The organism is Mesorhizobium sp. ES1-3 (assembly GCF_020164795.1).
Taxonomy (GTDB): Bacteria; Pseudomonadota; Alphaproteobacteria; order Rhizobiales; family Rhizobiaceae; genus Mesorhizobium.
In genome coordinates, this window is the sequence record NZ_JAIUGW010000001.1 from 208,393 (window position 1) to 226,795 (window position 18,403).

Genomic DNA, 18,403 nt, shown 5'->3' on the forward strand with positions numbered 1-18,403 from the left:
CCTGCTCCTTGCGTCCATCAGCTGTCGAAGAAGACCGTTTCCTTCTCCCCCTGGAGATGGACATCGAAGACGTAAGCGTTGTCCTTGCGCTCGGCGATCAGCGTCGGCACGCGGATGCGGTGCTCGATGCGGGCCAGGATCGGATCCTCGGCATTCGCCTCTTCCTCGTCGGAAAAATAGAGCCGTGTGTGCAGACCGAGGTTGATGCCCCGCGCGACGATCCAGAGCGTGATGTGCGGCGCCATCAGGCGGCCGTCGCGGAACGGCACGCGACCGGGTTTGACGGTCTCGAAGGCGCAGAGACCGGTTTCCATGTCGGTCGCGCAACGGCCCCAGCCGTGGAAATTCGGATCGGCGGCACCGCGCATCTCCGCAGGCGAATTGTAGAGCCCGTCGCCATCCGCCTGCCAGATCTCGATCAGCGCGTCCTTCAGGGGCGTGCCGGTACCGTCGAGCACGCGAATGCGCAGCTCGATGCGCTCGCCCTTGGTCCGTTCATTGACCATTGTTGCGCCAAGGTCGCTCTCATAAACGCCGCCGATGCCGCAAAAATTCGGCGTCAGCCCGATATGGACATAAGGTCCGGCGGTCTGCGAAGGGCTCTCCTTCGGCCGGTCGAGCGACTGCGCCATCAATTGCCCTCCGGTCTGTTCTCGAACAGCGTCGAGCGGCGCCCGCGCAGCACGATGTCGAATTTGTAGGCAAGCGCGTCCATCGGGATGGTCGACTGCATGTCGAGCGCGGCGATCAGCGCTTCGACGGCCGCCTTGTCGCGAATGCCGCCGACGATCGGACAGCGCCAGATCAGCGGATCGCCCTCGAAATACATCTGCGTGATCAGCCGCTGCGCGAAGCCGTGGCCGAAAAGCGAAAAGTGGATATGTGCCGGCCGCCAATCGTTTGGGCCATTCGGCCAGGGGTAAGGACCGGGCCTGACGGTCCGGAAGGCATAGGAGCCGTCCTCGCCGGTGATGGTGCGGCCGCATCCGCCGAAATTCGGATCGAGCGGGGCGAGATAACCGTCCTTCTTGTGGCGGTAGCGGCCGCCGGCATTGGCCTGCCAGAATTCGAGCAAGGCGCCGGGCACGCCAACGCCGCGTTCGTCGAGCACCCGTCCATGGACGATGATGCGCTCGCCGATGGCGCTCTCGCCTGGCCTGGCGAAATTGTGGATCAGGTCGTTGTCGCGTTCGCCGATCATGGCATGGCCGAACACAGGGCCCGTCAGTTCCGACAGCGTGTTGTCGAACGACAGCAATGCCTTCTGCGGAGAACGCAGCACAGAACTCTTGTAGGCCGGCGTGAACGCCGGCGGATGCCATTGGCGGTCGCGCTGGAAGAAGGCGCCGGTTTCCGGCGTCCGGTTGGAGCCCGGCTCAGCCATGAGCAGCCTTGTCCCCGTCCATTTCCGAAAACACCTCCTTGGCAATCTTGAAGGCACGGTTGGCCGCCGGCACGCCGGCATAGATGGCGACATGCAGGAACGTTTCGCAGATATCTTCGCGCGTCGCTCCGGTGTTGGCGGTGGCGCGCACATGCAAGGCGACCTCCTCATCATGGCCGAGTGCCGCCAGCAACGCCAGCGTGACGATCGAGCGCTCGCGCTTCGAAAAGCCTGGTCTGGCCCACACCGTTCCCCAGGCGGCCTCGGTGATCAGGTCCTGGAAAGGCTGGTCGAAATCGGTGGCAGCGACCTCGGCCCGATCGACATGCGGATCGCCGAGCACGGCGCGGCGGACTTCGACCCCGGTCCGGTATCGGTTGGGGGGTTTGGAGACATCATCCATGAGCGGGCTTTCCCCTGGGAAGCGAGGCGACAAAGTCGCGGATCAAGGTGGTGAGCGCTTCGGGCCGTTCGACACAAGGGATATGTCCCGCGTCGCGGATCACCTCGAAGCGCGCGCCAGGGATCAGCCCAGCCAGCGAGCGGACAAGATCGGGAGGCGTCGAGCCATCCTGGTCGCCGACGATGCAGAGCGTCGGCACCGCGATGCGGCGCGCGGCCTCGGTCAAGTCGGCATCGCGGACCGCCATGCAGGTTCCGACATAGCCAGGCAGCGCCTGCCTGGTCAGCATGTTGCGGCAGCCGGCAAGGTCGGCGGCGCGCGCGGCATGGAAATCCGGCGTGAACCACACTTTCATCACGCCGTCGGCTATCGCCTCGATGCCGTCGCGCTCGACGGTCGCAATGCGACCGTTCCAGCTCTCGGCAGTGCCGATCTTGTGGGCCGTATCGCTGAGGACCAGGCCCTGGACGATCTCCGGCCGGCGGGCGTAGAGGCGTTGCGCGACCATGCCGCCAACCGACAGGCCGACCAGAACAATCCTGTCGAAACCGAAATGGTCGATGAGGGCGCTCAAATCGTCGGCATGGTCGTCAATGGAGCGCACGCCGCCGCCATTGTCGGAAAGGCCGTGACCACGCTTGTCATAGACGAGCAGAGGCATCTCGCCGGCCAGCAGCGCAACGACCTCGTCCCAGATGCGGAAGTCGGTGCCGAGCGAATTGATAAACACCACCGGTGGCGTCCTGCCGTTCGCCTCGACATATCGGTGATGCAGCGTGATGCCGCCAAGGGTGACGAATGGCACGATTTCGATCCTCCATCTCCACATTGCACAAGGCATTTGGTTCGGTAAAATGATATTTTGCGCCGTTTCATTAACTCAGGGGTTATCAAATCCATGTCCGAGAACCGCATCCGGTTCCGTCACCTGCAGGCATTCCTGGAAGTCGCACGACAGGGCAGCGTGGCTCGCGCCGCCGACTTCCTGCATGTCAGCGCTCCGGCGGTGACCAAGACGCTGCGTGAACTGGAAGAAGCGCTCGGTATCGCCGTCGTCGAGCGTGACGGGCGCGGCATCCGCGTCACGAGGCTTGGCGAGATTTTCCTCAGCCATGCCGGTTCGGCGATCACGGCCCTGAAGCGCGGCGTCGATTCCGTTCGCCAGGACGGCGCCGTCAATCGCCATCCGATCCGCATCGGCGCGCTGCCGACGGTGTCGGCGAAGGTCATGCCGCGGGCCATGAGCCTGTTCCTGGTGGAAAACACGGGCGCCGCGCTCAAGATCGTCACCGGCGAGAACGCCGTGCTGCTCGAACAACTGCGCACCGGCGCGCTCGATCTCGTCGTCGGGCGGCTGGCGGCACCCGAGAACATGACCGGTTTCTTCTTCGAGCATCTCTACTCCGAACAGGTGCTGTTCGTGGTGCGGGCCGGACATCCGCTGCTGGAGCCGGGGGCCGACATCTTCGCCAGCCTCGACGAATTTCCGGTGCTGATGCCGACCCGGGAATCCGTCATCCGGCCCTTTGTCGATCGCCTGTTCATAACCAACGGCATGACCGCGCCGGCCACCGAGATCGAGACGGTCTCGGATTCGTTCGGCCGCGCCTTCGTGCGGCAGAGCAATGCGGTGTGGATCATTTCGGCCGGTGTGGTCGCCAACGAGATCGCGAGCGGCGCTTTCGTCGCCTTGCCGGTCGACACCGAGGAAACCAAGGGGCCGGTCGGGCTGACGATGCGCACCGACACCGCCCTCTCGCCCGCCTTCTCCATCCTGTTGCAAACCATCCGCGAGGCGGCAAGGCCGGGCAACTGAGCCGCCGAACGGCCAACTGCCCTTCGTCTCATCGAAACTCTGCTAACCCAGAGGTTAATGAAACGCCGCAAAATATCATTTTACCGAACCAAAACGCTGGTGCACTGTGGCGATGGAGGAGCCACAGAGGGAGGAACATATGGCCCATTCTATCGGCAGCAAACCCGGCATTTCCGGCATTTCGCGACGCCAGTTCATCGCCACCTCGATTGCCGGCGGCACTGCCCTGGCACTTGGCGGCAACAAGGCCTTCGCCCAGGCCGCCGACACGCTGAAGGTCGGCTTCGTCAGCCCGCGCACCGGACCGCTCGGCGGCTTCGGCGAGACCGACGGTTACGTGCTCGATCTTGCCCGCAAGGCGCTGGCCGGCGGCATCGAGCTCGGCGGCAAGAAATACAGTGTGGAAATCCTCGATCAGGATACGCAATCGGATCCCTCCCGCGCGGGCCAGCTCGCCAAGGACCTGATCAACAATCAGGCCATCGACCTGATGCTCGCGACATCGACGCCCGAAGTGATCAATCCGGTGGCCGATGCCTGCGAAGCCGCCGGCGTGCCATGCCTGTCGACGGTCATGCCGTGGGAGGCCTGGTATTTCGGCCGTGGCGCCAAGCCCGGCGCGCCCTCGCCGTTCAAATGGACCTATCATTTCGGCTTCGGGGTCGACGAATTCTTCAGGGCCTACGTCTCGCAGTGGAACCTGATCGAGACCAACAAGAAGGTCGGCGTCATGTATCCGAACGACGCCGACGGCAACGCCATCCGCGCTCATCTCGCACCGCTGCTGGCCAAGCAGGGTTTCACCATCGTCGATCCCGGCGCCTATGAAACCGGCACCACCGACTATTCCTCGCAGATCGCGCTGTTCAAGCAGGAGGGCGTCGAGATCTTCAATTCCTTCCCGATCCCGCCTGACTTCGCCGCCTTCTGGCGCCAGGCGGCACAGCAAGGGCTGATCAAGCAGATCAAGATCTGCCAGGTCGCCAAGACCGGGCTGTTCCCGTCCGACATCGAGGCGCTCGGCGACCTCGGCATGAAGATTTCGAGCGCCGCCTACTGGCACAAGGCCTTCCCCTACAAGTCGCCGCTGACCGGCGTTTCGGGAACCGAACTGGCCGACGGCTACGAAGCGACGAGCGGCAAGCAGTGGACGCAGCAGCTCGGCGCCTCGATGTCGCTGCTCGACGCCGGCTTCGAGGCGATGAAGGCAAGCACCGACCCCAAGGACAAGGCCGCTGTGGCGAAGGCGCTGAGCACGCTCAACACCGAGACCATGATCGGCAAGGTCGACTTCACCAGCGGCCCCGTGGCCAATGTCTCGCCCGGCCCGATCATCGGCACGCAGTGGATCGCCGCCAAGGAAGGAGCCAAGTTCCCGCTCGACTACGTCGTGACCGAGAACGCCACCGATCCGAAAGTGCCTGTCGAAGCAAAGCTTCTGCCTTACAACGGCTGACGGACCGCTGACGAGGAACGCCTGGTGACCCATCCGCAACAACAGGCTGTTCTCGCCGCCGCCGGCATCCACAAGCGCTTCGGCGCGCTCGTGGTGCTGGATGCCGTCGACTTCACCATGGCAGCGGACGAGGCGGTCGGCATTGTCGGCCCGAACGGCGCCGGCAAGACGACGCTGCTCAGCGTGCTTGGCGGCGCCTTTCCGCCAAGCTCGGGCACGGTCAGTTTCAAGGGGGATGATGTGACGTCCCTGCCGGCGACGCAGCGCTGCCGGCTCGGCCTGGTGCGCACGCACCAGGTGCCGAAACCGTTCAGCGAGATGACCACCTTCGAGAACGTCTTCGTCGCCGCGTCGCATGGTGCCGGTCTCGGCCGCGACGAGGCTTATGAGGAAGCGCTGAACTCGTTGAAACTGTGCGGCATGATTGGCGTCGCCAACCGGCGCGCCGAGACGTTAGGGCTGCTCGATCGCAAGCGGCTGGAATTGGCGCGCGCATTGGCGGCCAGACCGACGCTGCTGCTGCTGGACGAGATCGGCGGCGGCCTGACCGACGGCGAGGCCGGCGAACTGGTCGACACGATCAAGGAGTTGCGCCGCCGCAAGATCGGCATCGTCTGGATCGAGCACATCGTGCATATCCTGCTGCAGGTGGCCGAGCGGCTGATCTGCATGGATGCGGGGAAAATCATCGCCGATGGCGAACCCCAAGCGGTGATGGCCGACCCCGAGGTCGTGCGCGCCTATCTCGGCGGAGGCCCGAAATGAGCCTGCTTTCGGTCGAAAACCTGGTTGTCCGGCACGGCCTGCTGCAGGCGGTGCGCGGCGTCAGCTTCAGCATCGAACGCGGCGAGACGCTGGCGCTGGTTGGCGCCAACGGCGCCGGCAAGACGACACTGCTCAGGGCCATCGCCGGCGCGCATCGGCCGGCGGCCGGCCGCGTGCTTCTCGACGGCGCCGATATCACCGGCGTGCCGTCGCACAAACGGGTCGGCATGGGCGTCGCGCTGGTGCCGGAGGGGCGAAAGCTGTTCGTGCGGATGACGGTCGAGGAGAACCTTTTGCTCGGCAGGACCGCTGGGCGGCCAGGCGACTGGAACGTCGCCAAGGTGCTCGAGATGTTTCCCAATCTGAAGCCGCGCCGTCATGCCAAGACCGGCCATCTGTCGGGCGGCGAGCAGCAGGCGACCGCGATCGGCCGGGCGCTGATGAGCAATCCGGACGTGCTGCTGCTCGACGAGGTTTCGCTTGGCCTGTCGCCGCTGATCGTCGACCGTGTCTACGCGGCACTCCAGGGCCTGATCAGTTCGGGTACGACGATCATCCTGGTCGAACAGGACCTCAACCGGGCGCTTTCGGTCTCGAACAAGGTCATCTGCATGCTGGAGGGGCGAATTGCGCTCGAGGGCGACAGCAAGAGCGTGTCGCGTGAGGATGTGACGAAAGCCTATTTCGGCCTGCACCGGAAAAGCACCGGGAGCGTTCCGGCATGAGCAACCAGATCATCCAGGGCATCCTGCTCGGCGGCTATTACGCGCTGATCGCCTGCGGCCTGTCCTTCATGTTTTCGGTGATGCGTATCATCAACCTCGCCCATGGCAGTCTTGCCGTATTCGCCGCCTATGCGCTGTGGCTGCTGGCCTCGCGGTTTCACGTCTCGCCGTTTCTCGGCTTGCTCATCGTATTGCCGGTGATGGCCGTGATCGGCTGGGCGCTGCAGCGCTTCCTGCTCGAGCGCAGCGCGCGTGGCGGCGCCCTGCTGCCGATCCTGACGACGTTCGGCCTCGCCATCGTCATCGATAACATGCTCTTCCAGCAGTTCGGCGCGAACACGCGTTCGCTGGCGCCCTATATCGGCAGCCTGTCCTACGATTCCTGGGAATGGCCTGGCAGCATCTATGTCGGCAAGCTCGCGGTGATCATGTTCGCCGCCGCCGTGGTCCTGCTTGGCGGTCTGCAGCTGTTCCTGACCCGCACCGGGCTTGGGCGCTCGATCCGCGCCACTTCGGAAGACCCAGACACCGCCGGGCTGGTCGGCGTCGATGCACGGCGCGCCAATGCCATTGCGGCTGCCATCGCCTTGGTCACGGTCGGCCTTGCCGGCGCGTTCCTCGGCATGCGCGCCACATTCGATCCCTATGCCGGCGCGCCGCAATTGCTGTTCGCCTTCGAGGCTGCGGTGATCGGCGGTGCCGGGTCGCTGTGGGGAACGCTGATCGGCGGCATTGTGCTCGCGCTGGCCCAGACACTCGGCGCGCAAGTGCATCCGCAGGGATTTCTGATCGGTGGCCACGCGATCTTCCTCGTCGTGCTGTTCGTGCGGCTTTCGGCGTCCGGCCTTGGCCTGCGTGGGCTATTGCGCCTGCCTTCCCGGATCGCGTCATGAGCGCGGCCTCGTCCTCACCAGTCATCGAACGTGGTACGGCGGCGTCGCGTATCGCGGCGATCGCGGTCGCGATCATCATCGCGCTGCTTGCAATTGCCCCGCAATTCCTGTCGGCCGGCGCGGTCGACCGCATGACGGCGCTGTTCATCTACGTGATCCTGGCTACGATGTGGAACGCGCTGGCCGGTTTCGGCGGGCTGGTCTCTGTCGGCCAGCAGGTGTTCTTCGGGCTTGGCGCCTATTTCGCCATCCGGCTGGCCGATGTCGGCCTCAATCCTTTCCTAGCGCTGTTTGCATCGGGAATTATCGTCGGCGCGGTTTCCTGGCCGCTGTCGCTGTTCATGCTGCGGCTGAGGAACGGCGAGTTCGCCATCGGCATGTGGGTGATCGCGGCCCTCACCCATCTGCTGGTCAATCTCGACCGGCTGGTACAAGGCGAAACCGGCACCTCGCTGATCTCGCTCAATGTCTACGATGGCTCGATAAGGCGGGTGACGATCTACTGGCTGGCGCTGGCCTCGATGACGGCGCTGCTCGCCGTCCTCTTCGGCCTGCTGCGCGGCAGCACGGGCGCCGCCATCCGCGCGATCCGCGATAACGAAGATGCCGCCGCCTCGGTTGGCGTGCGCGTCACCGGCACCAAGCGTCTGCTGTTCGTGCTTGCCGCCTTCGGCATCGGCATCGCCGGCGCGCTGTGGCTGGCGACGTCCATCACCTTCCAGCCGAAGACCTACTTCAATGTGCAATGGACCGCCTACATGATCTTCATGGTGCTGGTCGGCGGCATCGGCACTTTCGAAGGCGCCATTCTCGGCGCTGTGGTGTTCTTCCTCATCGAGACATGGTTCGGCGGCGCCGGCGTCTGGTACCTCGTCGGCCTCGGCGCCACTGCCGTGCTGTTCTCGCTGTTCCTGCCGCGCGGCCTTTGGGGGACGATCGAGGAGCGCTTCGGGCTGCGCCTGCTGCCGGTCGGCTACCGCGTCAAGCTTCCCGGAAATCCGGCCGCGCCAGCCGACGACGCGCCCGCGGCGCGGCAAACCACACCGCATCAGGAGAAGGCATGACCATGCTTTTCGGCAAGACCATCCTCATCACCGGCGTCGCCTCCGGCATCGGTGCGCGCACGGCGGAACTCGCCGGCCAGCTTGGTGCCGATGTGATCGGCGTCGATGTGCGTGAGCCGGCCGCACCGATAGGCAGTTTCGTCAAGGCCGACATCTCGTCGAAGGCGGGCGTCGATGAGCTCATCACGCGCCTGCCGCAACGCATCGACGCGCTCTGCAATGTCGCCGGCCTCTCCGGCAACACCGGCGCGGCATCGACGCTGGCCGTCAACTTCTTCGGTCTCAGGGCACTCTCGGAAGGGCTTGCGCCAAGACTTCGCGAAGGCGGCGCCATCGTCAACGTTGCTTCGATCGCAGGCTATGGCTGGCGCGCCAATCTCAACCGCGCCGCCTCGATGGTCGCCATCGAGGGTTTCCCCGATGTCGCCAAAGTGGTCGCCGACCACGCTGTGAAGAACGAGGAAGGCTATCCCGTTTCCAAGGAGCTGCTGCTCTTGTGGACCTTCCGCGCTGCGCATCAGGATCTGTTCAAACACCGAGGCATCCGCGTCAATGCGGTCAGCCCCGGCCCGGTCGAAACGCCGATCCTGAAACAATTCCGCACCGTGCTTGGTGACGCCCGCGTCGACAGCGACATCGCCCGGGTCGGACGTGCCGGTACATCGGGTGACATCGCGCCGGTCGTGCTGTTCCTGTGCTCGGATGGCGCACGCTGGGTCAACGGCGCCAATGTGCCGGTTGACGGTGGCCTCGAAGCATCGATCAATGCCGAAGTGCTCGGCTTCTAAAACCATCAAGGCGCTCGGGATGGAGCGAAGGAGACAGCCATGGATATCGGACTTCTGATCGACGGCGACAAAAGGGATGCGTCCGGTTCGGCCTCCTACGACCGTATCGACCCGTTCACCGGCAAGCTGGCGACGCGTGCAGCCGCGGCAAGCGTGGCCGACGCCAACGCAGCCGCCGAAGCCGCGGCCGCCGCCTTCCCGGCATGGTCGAAGACCGGTCCCGGCGAACGCCGCGCCTTGCTGTCAAAGGCAGCCGACGTGATGGCGTCCAAGGTCGGCGAATTCACCAAGCTGATGATGGAAGAGACGGGCGCCACCGGCCCGTGGGCTGGTTTCAACGTCATGCTGGCGGCCAACATGTTGCGCGAGGCAGCGGCAATGACGACTCAGATTTCAGGCGAGATCATCCCGTCCGACAAGCCGGGCACGCTCGCCATGGCGGTCCGCCAGCCGGCCGGTGTGTGCCTCGGCATCGCACCCTGGAACGCGCCGATCATTCTCGGCACGCGTGCCGTAGCCATGCCGATCGCCTGCGGCAACACCGTGGTGCTGAAAGCCTCGGAAATGTGCCCGGGCACGCACCGGCTGATCGGCCAGGTGCTGGTCGAGGCGGGCCTGCCCAAGGGTGTCATCAATGTCGTCACCAACGATCCCAGGGATGCCGCGGCAATCGTCGAAGCACTGGTCGCGCATTCCTCCGTGAAACGCGTTAATTTCACCGGCTCGACCAAGGTCGGCCGGATCATCGCCGAGCTCGCCGGCCGGCATCTGAAGCCGGCGCTGCTCGAACTCGGCGGCAAGGCGCCGCTCTTGGTGCTGGACGATGCCGACATCGACGCCGCGGTGAACGCGGCCACCTTCGGCGCCTTCATGCATCAGGGCCAGATCTGCATGTCGACAGAGCGGCTGATCGTCGATGAGAAGATCGCAGACGAATTCGTCGCCAAGCTCGCCGCCCGTGCGTCCCAGCTCCCAGCCGGCGACCCGCGCGGCCATGTCGTGCTCGGCTCGCTGATCAGCAGCCAGGCGGCTGACAAGATGGAGGAACTCGTTGCCGATGCGGCGGCCAAAGGCGCGAAGCTTGTCGCCGGCGGCAAGCGCACGGGCACCGTGGTCGAGGCGACACTTCTCGATCACGTCACCCCGGCGATGCGTGTCTACGCCGAAGAATCCTTCGGCCCGGTCAAGCCGGTGATCCGGGTGAAGGGCGAGGACGAGGCGGTGCGGGTCGCCAACGACACCGAATACGGCCTGTCGTCAGCGGTGTTCAGCCGCGACATCAAACGTGCCATGGCGGTCGCCGCCCGCATCCAGGCAGGCATCTGCCATATCAACGGACCGACGGTCGGTGACGAGGCACAGATGCCGTTCGGCGGCGTCAAGGGCTCGGGCTACGGTCGTTTTGGCGGCAAGGCCTCCATCGCCGAATTCACAGACCTGCGCTGGGTGACGATCGAGGATCCGGGGCAGCACTATCCGTTCTGACCTGGCTTCGTTTCAAACGGCTGGCAGCGAAGGTCAAATGACCAGCGACGGCGTGAAACGAACGCTGGCGGATTGCTTCTGGCCAGGCGCCAGCACGATGCCGCCGGCGTCGATCTCCTCGTCGTCCATCCGGTTGAAAGCATCGGTGATGTTGCTGACCGGCTCGGCGCAAAAGAACGGCTCGCCCGGCGGCGTGTAGAGGACGAGGAAATCGAGCGGCGCCTCGGCCTCGATGTCCAGCTGCCGTCCGTGTTCGGGCCAAGAAATCCGGGCGCGGCGCGCCCATCCGGTGAAGACCGTGTCGAAGTCCACTTCCGAGACGTCAAAGCCGATGGATGGATCGGCCCCAACGGGCGGCGGGACATGCCGGACGGGCAGGACCTCCGTATCGGTTTCCCACATGCCTGATACCCGTGCCTGGACATGCGTCCACGGTGTCGACGGGAAATAGGGATGGAGGCCGAAGCCAGCCGGCATCGGCGCGTCCGACAGGTTGCGCACCGCAATGGTCATGAAAAGCCTGCCTTCGGCCAGGGAGATCACTTGCTCGGCTTCATAGCTCCACGGCCAGGAATCGGCGGCGTGGCGATAGCGCAGGACGATCGTGCTCGCTTCATGGCTCACGACCGTCCACGGACGACGACAGCCATGGCCGTGCTCATGATGTGGATCGTCCGGCCCTGTCGGCAGTTGAATGGAACGCCCCGCGAATTCGAAGCGGCCATCCCTGATGCGGTTGGAATAGGGCACGAGCGGGAAGCTAGCCATGGCGCCGGCATCGCGACGGCTGATCGCCGCTGGGCCCGCCGGGCGCAGCCAATCCACGGCCGAGCCATCCCGCCACCACCGATACGACGCCAGAGCTCCACCAGCGGCGGGCGCAATTTCGACCGTCGCGACGCCGTCACTGATCGAGACCAGTTCCGTGCGTTGCACGGCAACGGCAGCGTAATTCTTTGCCATCGGCACTCCCCCATCCCTTGACTCCAATCGCCACGGCTATAAGACATATCATATGAATAGTATGAAGAATAGAAAATCGTTCAGCACCGCGCGCACGTCACGGGTTGCCGTGGCGGTTTCCAGCGGTTCCACCGCGCTGCACGCGACCGTCGTCGAGCAGATCGGCCTGCGCATCGTGCAAGGTGACTTCGTGCCCGGCGAGGCCCTGCCCAGTGCCGACGATTCCAGCGAGATGCTGGGGGTCAGCCGCACGGTGCTGCGCGAGGCGATCAAGGTGCTGGCCGGCAAGGGGCTGGTCGAATCGCGGCCAAAGACCGGCACACGGGTGCGTCCGCGCGCCGATTGGAATTTCCTCGATCCGGACGTGCTGTCATGGCGCTATGCCGGCGGTGTCAGCGCCGAGGATGTCCGGGCGCTGTTCGAATTGCGGCGGGCCATCGAACCGATGTCGGCGGCCCTTGCCGCCCAGCGCGCCACGCCGGCGCAGATCGCCGAGATCCATGCGGCACTGGCCGAAATGGAAGCAGTCAGCGATGACGGCGACCGCTTCGCAAAGCCCGATTTGGTGTTCCACCAGACCATCCTGCGCATGACCGGCAACGAGCTGATCGGTTCGCTGGCGGCACTGGTCGAAACCGCGTTGGTGATGAGCTTTCGCCTCTCCAACGACAATCCGGAAGGCCAGCGCCACTCCTTGCCGCTGCACCGGGAAGTCGCCGAGAAGATCGCCGCCGGTGACGCTGCCGGCGCGCAAAAGGCGCTGCTGGTGCTCATCGACAATGCCGAGGACGACGTGCGCCGCAGCGTCGAGAACCGCAACAAACGCCGCAACGGCCGGGGCCAGCAATCGTGACCGAGACCAAACGCAAACTGCGGTCCGAAGCCTGGTTCGGCGGTGAAGGCAAGAACGCCTTCATGCACCGCAGCTGGATGAAGAACCAGGGCATTCCGGCAGATGCTTTCGACGGCCGCCCGGTGATCGGCATCTGCAACACCTGGTCGGAACTGACCCCGTGCAATGCGCATCTGCGGGCACTGGCAGACCACGTCAAGCGTGGCGTCTACGAAGCCGGCGGCCTGCCGCTGGAATTCCCCGTGATGTCGCTGGGCGAAAGCAACATGCGCCCCACCGCCATGCTGTTTCGTAACCTGGCCAGCATGGATGTCGAGGAATCCATCCGCGGCAATCCGATCGACGGCGTCATCCTGCTGGTCGGCTGCGACAAGACCACGCCGGCGCTGCTGATGGGGGCTGCCTCCTGCAACCTGCCGACCATCGCCGTTTCGGGCGGGCCGATGCTCAACGGCAAGTTCCGCGGACAGGATATCGGCTCGGGGACGCATGTCTGGAAATTCGCCGAGGAGGTCAAGGCCGGCCGCATGCCGATCGCCGACTTCCTCGCCGCCGAACAAGGCCAGAGCCGGTCGGCGGGCAGCTGCATGACGATGGGCACCGCTTCGACCATGGCCAGCATGGTGGAAGCGCTCGGCATCGGCATGCCGGACAATGCAGCGATCCCGGCGGTGGATTCGCGCCGCGGCGTGCTTGCCCAGCTGGCCGGACGGCAGATCGTCGATCTTGTCCGCCGCGACGTGACGATTTCGCAGATCCTGACCAAGCAAGCCTTCGAGAATGCCATCCGCGTCAATGGCGCGATCGGCGGCTCGACCAATGCGGTGCTGCATCTGATCGCCATCGCCAACCGGGTCGGCGTCGATCTCAGCCTCGATGACTGGGACCGCCTTGGCCGCGACGTTCCAACCATTGTCGACCTGATGCCGTCGGGGCGGTTCCTGATGGAAGATTTCTACTATGCCGGGGGGCTAGCTGCGGTCATGGCGTCGCTTGATGAAGTGGGGCTTCTTCATCGCGACGCCATGACCGTCAGCGCCAAGACCATCGGTGAACTGATCGACGGCGCGCCCAACTACAACAGCGAGGTCATCAGGCCGCTGAGCGAGCCCTTGACCAAGGAAGGCGGCATTTCGATCCTGCGCGGCAATCTGGCGCCCAACGGCGCGGTCATCAAGCCGTCGGCGGCAACGCCCGAGCTGATGCAGCATCGCGGCAAGGCCGTCGTCTTCGAGAACATCGAGCACTACTATGCCCGCATCGACGATCCGGAACTGGATATCGATGCGTCCTCGGTGATGGTGCTGAAGAACTGCGGACCGCGCGGTTATCCCGGGATGGCCGAGGTCGGCAACATGCCGCTGCCGGCCAAGCTGCTCAGGGAAGGTGTTTCCGACATGGTGCGCATTTCGGACGCGCGCATGAGCGGCACCGCCTACGGCACGGTGGTGCTGCATGTGGCGCCCGAGGCCGCGGCTGGCGGCACGCTCGCCCTGGTGCGTGACGGCGATCTCATCGAGCTCGACGTCGCCGGCCGCCGGCTGGAGCTTTTGGTCTCGGACGAGGAACTGGCGATCCGCCGCCGCGACTGGAAGCCGCCGACGCCGCCGCAAGGCGGCTACCAGAGCCTCTATGTCGAGCGCGTGCTGCAGGCCGACAAGGGTTGCGACTTCGACTTTCTCGTCGGCCGGCGCGATGCCGGCATACCCCGGCATTCCCACTAGAGAGGCGCGCGATGACGGATCAGATCGGCAGCTACGCGACCTACCCCAGCCTCCAGGGCCGCAGCGTGTTCATAACCGGTGGCGGCAGCGGCATCGGCGAGAGCCTGGTGCGCCATTTCTGCACGCAAGGCAGCCGCGTCGCCTTCGTCGATCTGGCCGAAGAGCCTTCACGGCGCCTGGTCGATGCGATCGCGGCCGAAGGGCATCCCGCCCCGCTGTTCGTTCCCTGCGACCTGCGCAATGTCGAAGATCTGCAGGCGGCGACCGTGGAGACGATGCGGCACAACGGTCCGATCCAGGTGCTGTGCAACAATGCCGGCAACGACGACCGCCATCAGACCAAGGACGTGACGGTGGCCTATTGGGACGACCGCATGGCGGTCAATCTGCGCCACCAGTTCTTCGCCGCCCAGGCGGTGCGCCCTCAGATGAGCGCGCATGGCGGCGGCTCGATCATCAATTTCGGTTCCATCACCTGGATGGTCGGCGATCCCGATTGTCCCGCCTATGTCACCGCGAAAGCCGCTGTCTATGGCATGACGCGGGCGCTGGCCCGCGAACTCGGCCCCGAGCGCATCCGCGTCAACTGCATGGTGCCTGGCTGGGTCATGACAGAGCGCCAGATGCGGCTGTGGCTGAACCCGGCCGGCGAACGCCAGATCGCGGAGCGGCAGTGCCTGCCCGACCGGTTGCAGCCTTCCGATGTCGCGCGCATGGCGCTGTTCCTGGCCGCCGACGACAGCCGCATGTGCACGAGCCAGCAGTTCATCGTCGATGCGGGCTGGGTGTGACCGGTACGGCCTCAAGGGAAAAAGGGTATTTCATGCGTCTTGTTCAGTACACAACGCTCGATGGCGGCAGGCGGGTCGGCCGCGTCTCCGATGACGGCAATCGCCTGCATCCGCTCGACAAGACCGGCACCGTGCTGGAACTCGCCGAGGCGGCAATCGCGCAGGGCGTGTCCATCGCGGCGCTGGTCGAGAAGCGAACGGGTGCGGCCACTATCGACTATGGCGAACTGTTGCGCGATGGCCGCGTGCTTGCTCCCGTCGACCATCCGGAACCGGCGCGCTTCCTGGTCACCGGTACCGGCCTCACCCACACCGGAAGTGCCGCCGCCCGCGACAAGATGCATGTGCTGACCCATGGCGAGGACGCCGAGGAATCGGATTCGCTGAAGATCTTCCGCATGGGCCTGGAAGGCGGCAAGCCCGGTGCTGGCAAGATCGGTATCCAGCCGGAATGGTTCTTCAAGGGTGTCGGCACCTGTGTCGTGCCACCTGGCGCCGATCTGCCCATGCCGGCCTTCGCACGCGCCGGCGCCGAAGAGGCCGAGATCGTCGGGCTTTACCTCAATGGGCCGGATGGCCGCCCCTATCGCATCGGCTATGCGCTGGGCAATGAATATTCCGACCATGTGACGGAGGCCGAGAACTACCTCTATCTCGCTCACTCGAAACTCCGTTCCTGCTCAATCGGACCCGAGATTTTGATCGGCGACCTGCCCGACGAAGTGCGCGGCCACTCCCGCATCCTGCGCGACGGCAGGGTCATCTGGGAACAAGAATTCCTGTCGGGCGAGGCGCACATGTCGCACTCGATCGCCAATCTCGAACATTTCCATTTCCGCTATCCGATGCACCGCAGGGCGGGCGACCTGCACGCCTATTTCTTCGGCGCGGCGGTGATGAGCTACGCCTCCGGCGTCAAGACGGCTTCCGGCGACGAGTATGAAATCCAGGCACAGACATTCGGCAAGCCGCTGCGCAACCGGATGGTGTCGGTGCCGGACGAGGGACTGGTCGCCGTCATCCAGCTGTGATGGCAAAAGCCCCGGAAATTACCGTCCACCAGAACGACAATGGGAGATTGAAAATGGGACTGAAGAAAGCGTTTCTGAGACTAGCGACGATCGGGCTCGGTATCGGCCTGATGACATCGGCGGCGCTGGCCGCGAACCTGCGCGTGCTGGCCTGGGACGGCTATGCCGACCCGGACTGGGTGAAGGACTTCACCGCCGCCACCGGCATCGGCGTCGATGTAGTCTTCATCGGCAGCGATGACGAAATCTGGGCCAAGATCAAGGGCAGCGAAGGGCAAGACTTCGACGTCTTCGCCGTCAACACCGCCCAGCTGCAGCGCTACATCAAGGCCGATCTGGTATCGCCGATCGACATCACCAAGCTGGCGAACCAGAAGGATGTGCTGCCGCGCTTCCGCGATCTGTCCCAGGTCAGCGGCGACACCAAGGACGGCAAGGTCTACGGCATTCCGTTCTGCTTCGATTCCATCGGGCTGATCTACGACACCGACAAGGTCAAGCCGGCGCCGACCTCGATGTCGGTCCTGTGGGATCCGGCCTACAAGGGCAAGATCCTCGCCTACGACAATGGCGAGCACAATTTCTCGTTCACCGCGCTGACGCTCGGCTACAAGGATCCGTTCAACCTCAATGAGGAGCAGATGGCGGCGGTCAAGGCCAAGCTGGTCGAACTCAAGCGCAATGTGCTGAGCTTCTACACCACCGCCGACGAAGCGCAGCAGATATACCAGAACAATGACGTTGCGCTGATCTGGGCCAATTACGGCCAGCAGCAGCTCAAGGCGCTGCAGAAAATCGGCGCCCATGTCGCCTACGTCAACCCGAGCGAAGGCGCGCTTGCCTGGCTCGACAACTGGGTGATCTCCAAGGGCGTCCGCGACAATGCGGCGGCCGAGAAGTGGATCGACTTCATGCTGAGCAAGAAGATCGGTGGCGAGCTTTCCGAGCGCACCGGCTTCGGCAACACCGTGGTCGAGTCGGGCAGCGCCGGCGGCAACGACAAGCTGGTCTGGCTCAACAATGTCGAAGACCCGCTCAAGCGTTCGGACATGTGGAACGAGGTCAAGGCGACGCCCTGATCCCTTCCGCGCCTGACCTCGAAGGACCTGGCGGTCCGGACGTTCCGGACCGCCGAAGCGTATGCGAGAATATTCCATGAGCCAGAACACCGACCTCTTGACGCTGCGGTCCGTCTCGAAATCCTACGGCACGGTTCCCGTGCTGCACGACATCGACCTGTCGATCCGGGACGGTGAGTTCCTCACCGTTCTTGGACCGTCAGGCTCGGGCAAGACCACGGTCCTGCGGCTGATCGGCGGGCTGGAGCCGTTGAGCTCGGGCGAAATCCGGCTGGACGGCCAGGACATCAGCCGCATGCCGATCAACCGGCGGCCGTTCAACACCGTGTTCCAGGACTATGCGCTGTTCCCACATATGACCGTTTCCGGCAATGTCGGCTATGGGCTTTCGGTGCGCCATCTCAAGCGCAAGGAGATCGCGCGCCGTGTCGGAGAAGCCCTCGATCTTGTGCAGCTCGGGCGTTTCGCCGAGCGCTTCCCGGCGCAGCTTTCGGGCGGCCAGCGCCAGCGCGTCGCGCTCGCCCGGGCGCTAATCTGCCAGCCGCGCCTGATCCTGCTCGACGAGCCGCTCGCCGCGCTCGATCTCGAATTGCGTCGGCAGATGCAGGAGTTCCTGAAATCCATCCAGCGCGAGATCAAGACCACCTTCCTGTTCGTCACCCACGACCAGGAAGAAGCCATCGGCATGGCCGATCGGATCTGCGTCATGCAGGCCGGCCATATCCGCCAGCTCGGCACGCCGCACGAACTCTACTACAAGCCGAACTGCGAGTTCGTGGCGCGGTTCTTCGGCGAGAACAATCTGGTGGCTGGAAGGCTCGGGCCCGTGCAGGGCGAGCAACGGTCGATCGAGACCGCGCTTGGCCGCATGGTCTGCTCGATCGGCGACCAGCCGCATCTGAAGGCCGCCCCTGACGGCGCCAGCGCCTTCGCGGCGTTCCGTCCCGAAGCCCTTCGTCTTGCTGATGCCCATGACGGCGGCAACGGCTTTTCCGGCACCATCGCCGATCTGGCCTTTGCCGGTTCGTCGACGGTCGCCACGATCATGGCGGGGGCGGACAATGCCGCGCAGCGCCTGCGGCTGCGCATGCCGAGCCGGATCGACGGCAGCGCGCTCAAGTCAGGCGAGACGGTCTCGCTTTACTTTGCGCCGCATGAAGGCCATCTGGTGCTGGCATGAGCG

19 protein-coding genes are annotated in these 18,403 nt (G+C 64.8%); 14 read left to right on the forward strand and 5 right to left on the reverse strand.

Annotated elements, in window-relative coordinates:
* Positions 1-17 precede the first annotated feature (17 nt).
* The 4 genes from pcaG to pcaD are packed head-to-tail and all read right to left on the reverse strand — an operon-like array spanning position 18 to position 2,592.
* Positions 18-632, reverse strand: coding sequence for a protocatechuate 3,4-dioxygenase subunit alpha (gene pcaG / locus LB536_RS00975; protein ID WP_140757727.1), 615 nt, complete (start codon positions 630-632; stop codon positions 18-20).
* The gene (gene pcaH / locus LB536_RS00980; protein WP_224589773.1) at positions 632-1,384 is read right to left on the reverse strand and encodes a protocatechuate 3,4-dioxygenase subunit beta; all 753 of its coding nucleotides are present in this window, start codon (positions 1,382-1,384) and stop codon (positions 632-634) included. Before pcaH ends, pcaG begins: the two co-directional genes overlap by 1 nt.
* Positions 1,377-1,787: a 4-carboxymuconolactone decarboxylase gene (gene pcaC, locus LB536_RS00985; protein WP_224589774.1), complete on the reverse strand. Its 411-nt coding sequence runs from the start codon at positions 1,785-1,787 to the stop codon at positions 1,377-1,379. The genes pcaH and pcaC overlap by 8 nt, the downstream gene beginning before the upstream one ends.
* Positions 1,780-2,592, reverse strand: coding sequence for a 3-oxoadipate enol-lactonase (gene pcaD / locus LB536_RS00990; protein WP_224589775.1), 813 nt, complete (start codon positions 2,590-2,592; stop codon positions 1,780-1,782). The genes pcaC and pcaD overlap by 8 nt, the downstream gene beginning before the upstream one ends.
* 93 nt (positions 2,593-2,685) lie before the next feature.
* Here pcaD and pcaQ point away from each other — a divergent pair, with 93 nt between their 5' ends.
* The 8 genes from pcaQ (at position 2,686) to LB536_RS01030 (ending at position 10,779) form a co-directional block, all read left to right on the forward strand.
* Positions 2,686-3,603, forward strand: a complete 918-nt coding sequence (gene pcaQ / locus LB536_RS00995; protein WP_224589776.1) for a pca operon transcription factor PcaQ — start codon at positions 2,686-2,688, stop codon at positions 3,601-3,603.
* 139 nt (positions 3,604-3,742) lie between these two features.
* A complete protein-coding gene (locus LB536_RS01000) occupies positions 3,743-5,059 on the forward strand; it encodes an ABC transporter substrate-binding protein (protein ID WP_224589777.1) in 1,317 nt (438 codons plus the stop codon).
* A gap of 21 nt (positions 5,060-5,080) precedes the next feature.
* Entirely contained in the window at positions 5,081-5,824 is a 744-nt protein-coding gene (locus LB536_RS01005; protein ID WP_224590071.1) for an ABC transporter ATP-binding protein, read from the forward strand.
* Positions 5,821-6,549, forward strand: coding sequence for an ABC transporter ATP-binding protein (locus tag LB536_RS01010; protein ID WP_224589778.1), 729 nt, complete (start codon positions 5,821-5,823; stop codon positions 6,547-6,549). Before LB536_RS01005 ends, LB536_RS01010 begins: the two co-directional genes overlap by 4 nt.
* Positions 6,546-7,442 (forward strand): branched-chain amino acid ABC transporter permease, encoded by an 897-nt coding sequence (locus LB536_RS01015; RefSeq protein ID WP_224589779.1) that lies wholly within the window; start codon positions 6,546-6,548, stop codon positions 7,440-7,442. Before LB536_RS01010 ends, LB536_RS01015 begins: the two co-directional genes overlap by 4 nt.
* The gene (locus LB536_RS01020) at positions 7,439-8,506 is read left to right on the forward strand and encodes a branched-chain amino acid ABC transporter permease (protein WP_224589780.1); all 1,068 of its coding nucleotides are present in this window, start codon (positions 7,439-7,441) and stop codon (positions 8,504-8,506) included. Before LB536_RS01015 ends, LB536_RS01020 begins: the two co-directional genes overlap by 4 nt.
* Before the next feature lie 2 nt (positions 8,507-8,508).
* Complete coding sequence (locus tag LB536_RS01025; RefSeq protein ID WP_224590072.1) at positions 8,509-9,294, forward strand: coniferyl-alcohol dehydrogenase; 786 nt, start codon at positions 8,509-8,511, stop codon at positions 9,292-9,294.
* A 39-nt stretch (positions 9,295-9,333) separates the two neighbouring features.
* A complete protein-coding gene (locus LB536_RS01030; protein ID WP_224589781.1) occupies positions 9,334-10,779 on the forward strand; it encodes an aldehyde dehydrogenase in 1,446 nt (481 codons plus the stop codon).
* 33 nt (positions 10,780-10,812) lie between these two features.
* Here LB536_RS01030 and LB536_RS01035 read toward each other — a convergent pair whose 3' ends face one another.
* A complete protein-coding gene (locus LB536_RS01035; protein ID WP_224589782.1) occupies positions 10,813-11,742 on the reverse strand; it encodes an aldose 1-epimerase in 930 nt (309 codons plus the stop codon).
* Between the two features lie 61 nt (positions 11,743-11,803).
* On the opposite strand from LB536_RS01035, the gene LB536_RS01040 reads away from it, so the two are divergent.
* The 6 genes from LB536_RS01040 to LB536_RS01065 all read left to right on the forward strand — a co-directional run bounded on the left by LB536_RS01040 (position 11,804) and on the right by LB536_RS01065 (position 18,400).
* Positions 11,804-12,595 carry a FadR/GntR family transcriptional regulator gene (locus LB536_RS01040; protein ID WP_224589783.1) on the forward strand — a complete coding sequence of 264 codons (792 nt, stop codon included), beginning with the start codon at positions 11,804-11,806 and terminating at the stop codon, positions 12,593-12,595.
* A complete protein-coding gene (locus tag LB536_RS01045; RefSeq protein ID WP_224589784.1) occupies positions 12,592-14,319 on the forward strand; it encodes an IlvD/Edd family dehydratase in 1,728 nt (575 codons plus the stop codon). The genes LB536_RS01040 and LB536_RS01045 overlap by 4 nt, the downstream gene beginning before the upstream one ends.
* 11 nt (positions 14,320-14,330) lie before the next feature.
* Complete coding sequence (locus LB536_RS01050; RefSeq protein ID WP_224589785.1) at positions 14,331-15,110, forward strand: SDR family NAD(P)-dependent oxidoreductase; 780 nt, start codon at positions 14,331-14,333, stop codon at positions 15,108-15,110.
* A gap of 32 nt (positions 15,111-15,142) precedes the next feature.
* Entirely contained in the window at positions 15,143-16,141 is a 999-nt protein-coding gene (gene araD1, locus LB536_RS01055; RefSeq protein ID WP_224589786.1) for an AraD1 family protein, read from the forward strand.
* 53 nt (positions 16,142-16,194) lie between these two features.
* A complete protein-coding gene (locus LB536_RS01060; RefSeq protein WP_224589787.1) occupies positions 16,195-17,220 on the forward strand; it encodes an ABC transporter substrate-binding protein in 1,026 nt (341 codons plus the stop codon).
* 76 nt (positions 17,221-17,296) lie between these two features.
* Positions 17,297-18,400 (forward strand): ABC transporter ATP-binding protein, encoded by a 1,104-nt coding sequence (locus tag LB536_RS01065; RefSeq protein WP_224589788.1) that lies wholly within the window; start codon positions 17,297-17,299, stop codon positions 18,398-18,400.
* Positions 18,401-18,403 lie beyond the last annotated feature (3 nt).

Excerpts from the sequence above, each read along its gene's own strand:
- araD1 (WP_224589786.1), top strand. The coding sequence starts at position 15,143 with ATGCGTCTTGTTCAGTACACAACGCTCGATGGCGGCAGGCGGGTCGGC.
- LB536_RS01010 (WP_224589778.1), top strand. The coding sequence starts at position 5,821 with ATGAGCCTGCTTTCGGTCGAAAACCTGGTTGTCCGGCACGGCCTGCTG.
- LB536_RS01020 (WP_224589780.1), top strand. The coding sequence starts at position 7,439 with ATGAGCGCGGCCTCGTCCTCACCAGTCATCGAACGTGGTACGGCGGCG.
- pcaG (WP_140757727.1), bottom strand. The coding sequence starts at position 632 with ATGGCGCAGTCGCTCGACCGGCCGAAGGAGAGCCCTTCGCAGACCGCC.
- pcaQ (WP_224589776.1), top strand. The coding sequence starts at position 2,686 with ATGTCCGAGAACCGCATCCGGTTCCGTCACCTGCAGGCATTCCTGGAA.
- LB536_RS01025 (WP_224590072.1), top strand. The coding sequence starts at position 8,509 with ATGCTTTTCGGCAAGACCATCCTCATCACCGGCGTCGCCTCCGGCATC.
- LB536_RS01050 (WP_224589785.1), top strand. The coding sequence starts at position 14,331 with ATGACGGATCAGATCGGCAGCTACGCGACCTACCCCAGCCTCCAGGGC.
- LB536_RS01000 (WP_224589777.1), top strand. The coding sequence starts at position 3,743 with ATGGCCCATTCTATCGGCAGCAAACCCGGCATTTCCGGCATTTCGCGA.
- LB536_RS01060 (WP_224589787.1), top strand. The coding sequence starts at position 16,195 with ATGGGACTGAAGAAAGCGTTTCTGAGACTAGCGACGATCGGGCTCGGT.
- LB536_RS01015 (WP_224589779.1), top strand. The coding sequence starts at position 6,546 with ATGAGCAACCAGATCATCCAGGGCATCCTGCTCGGCGGCTATTACGCG.
- pcaC (WP_224589774.1), bottom strand. The coding sequence starts at position 1,787 with ATGGATGATGTCTCCAAACCCCCCAACCGATACCGGACCGGGGTCGAA.
- LB536_RS01040 (WP_224589783.1), top strand. The coding sequence starts at position 11,804 with ATGAAGAATAGAAAATCGTTCAGCACCGCGCGCACGTCACGGGTTGCC.
- pcaH (WP_224589773.1), bottom strand. The coding sequence starts at position 1,384 with ATGGCTGAGCCGGGCTCCAACCGGACGCCGGAAACCGGCGCCTTCTTC.
- LB536_RS01065 (WP_224589788.1), top strand. The coding sequence starts at position 17,297 with ATGAGCCAGAACACCGACCTCTTGACGCTGCGGTCCGTCTCGAAATCC.
- LB536_RS01035 (WP_224589782.1), bottom strand. The coding sequence starts at position 11,742 with ATGGCAAAGAATTACGCTGCCGTTGCCGTGCAACGCACGGAACTGGTC.
- LB536_RS01030 (WP_224589781.1), top strand. The coding sequence starts at position 9,334 with ATGGATATCGGACTTCTGATCGACGGCGACAAAAGGGATGCGTCCGGT.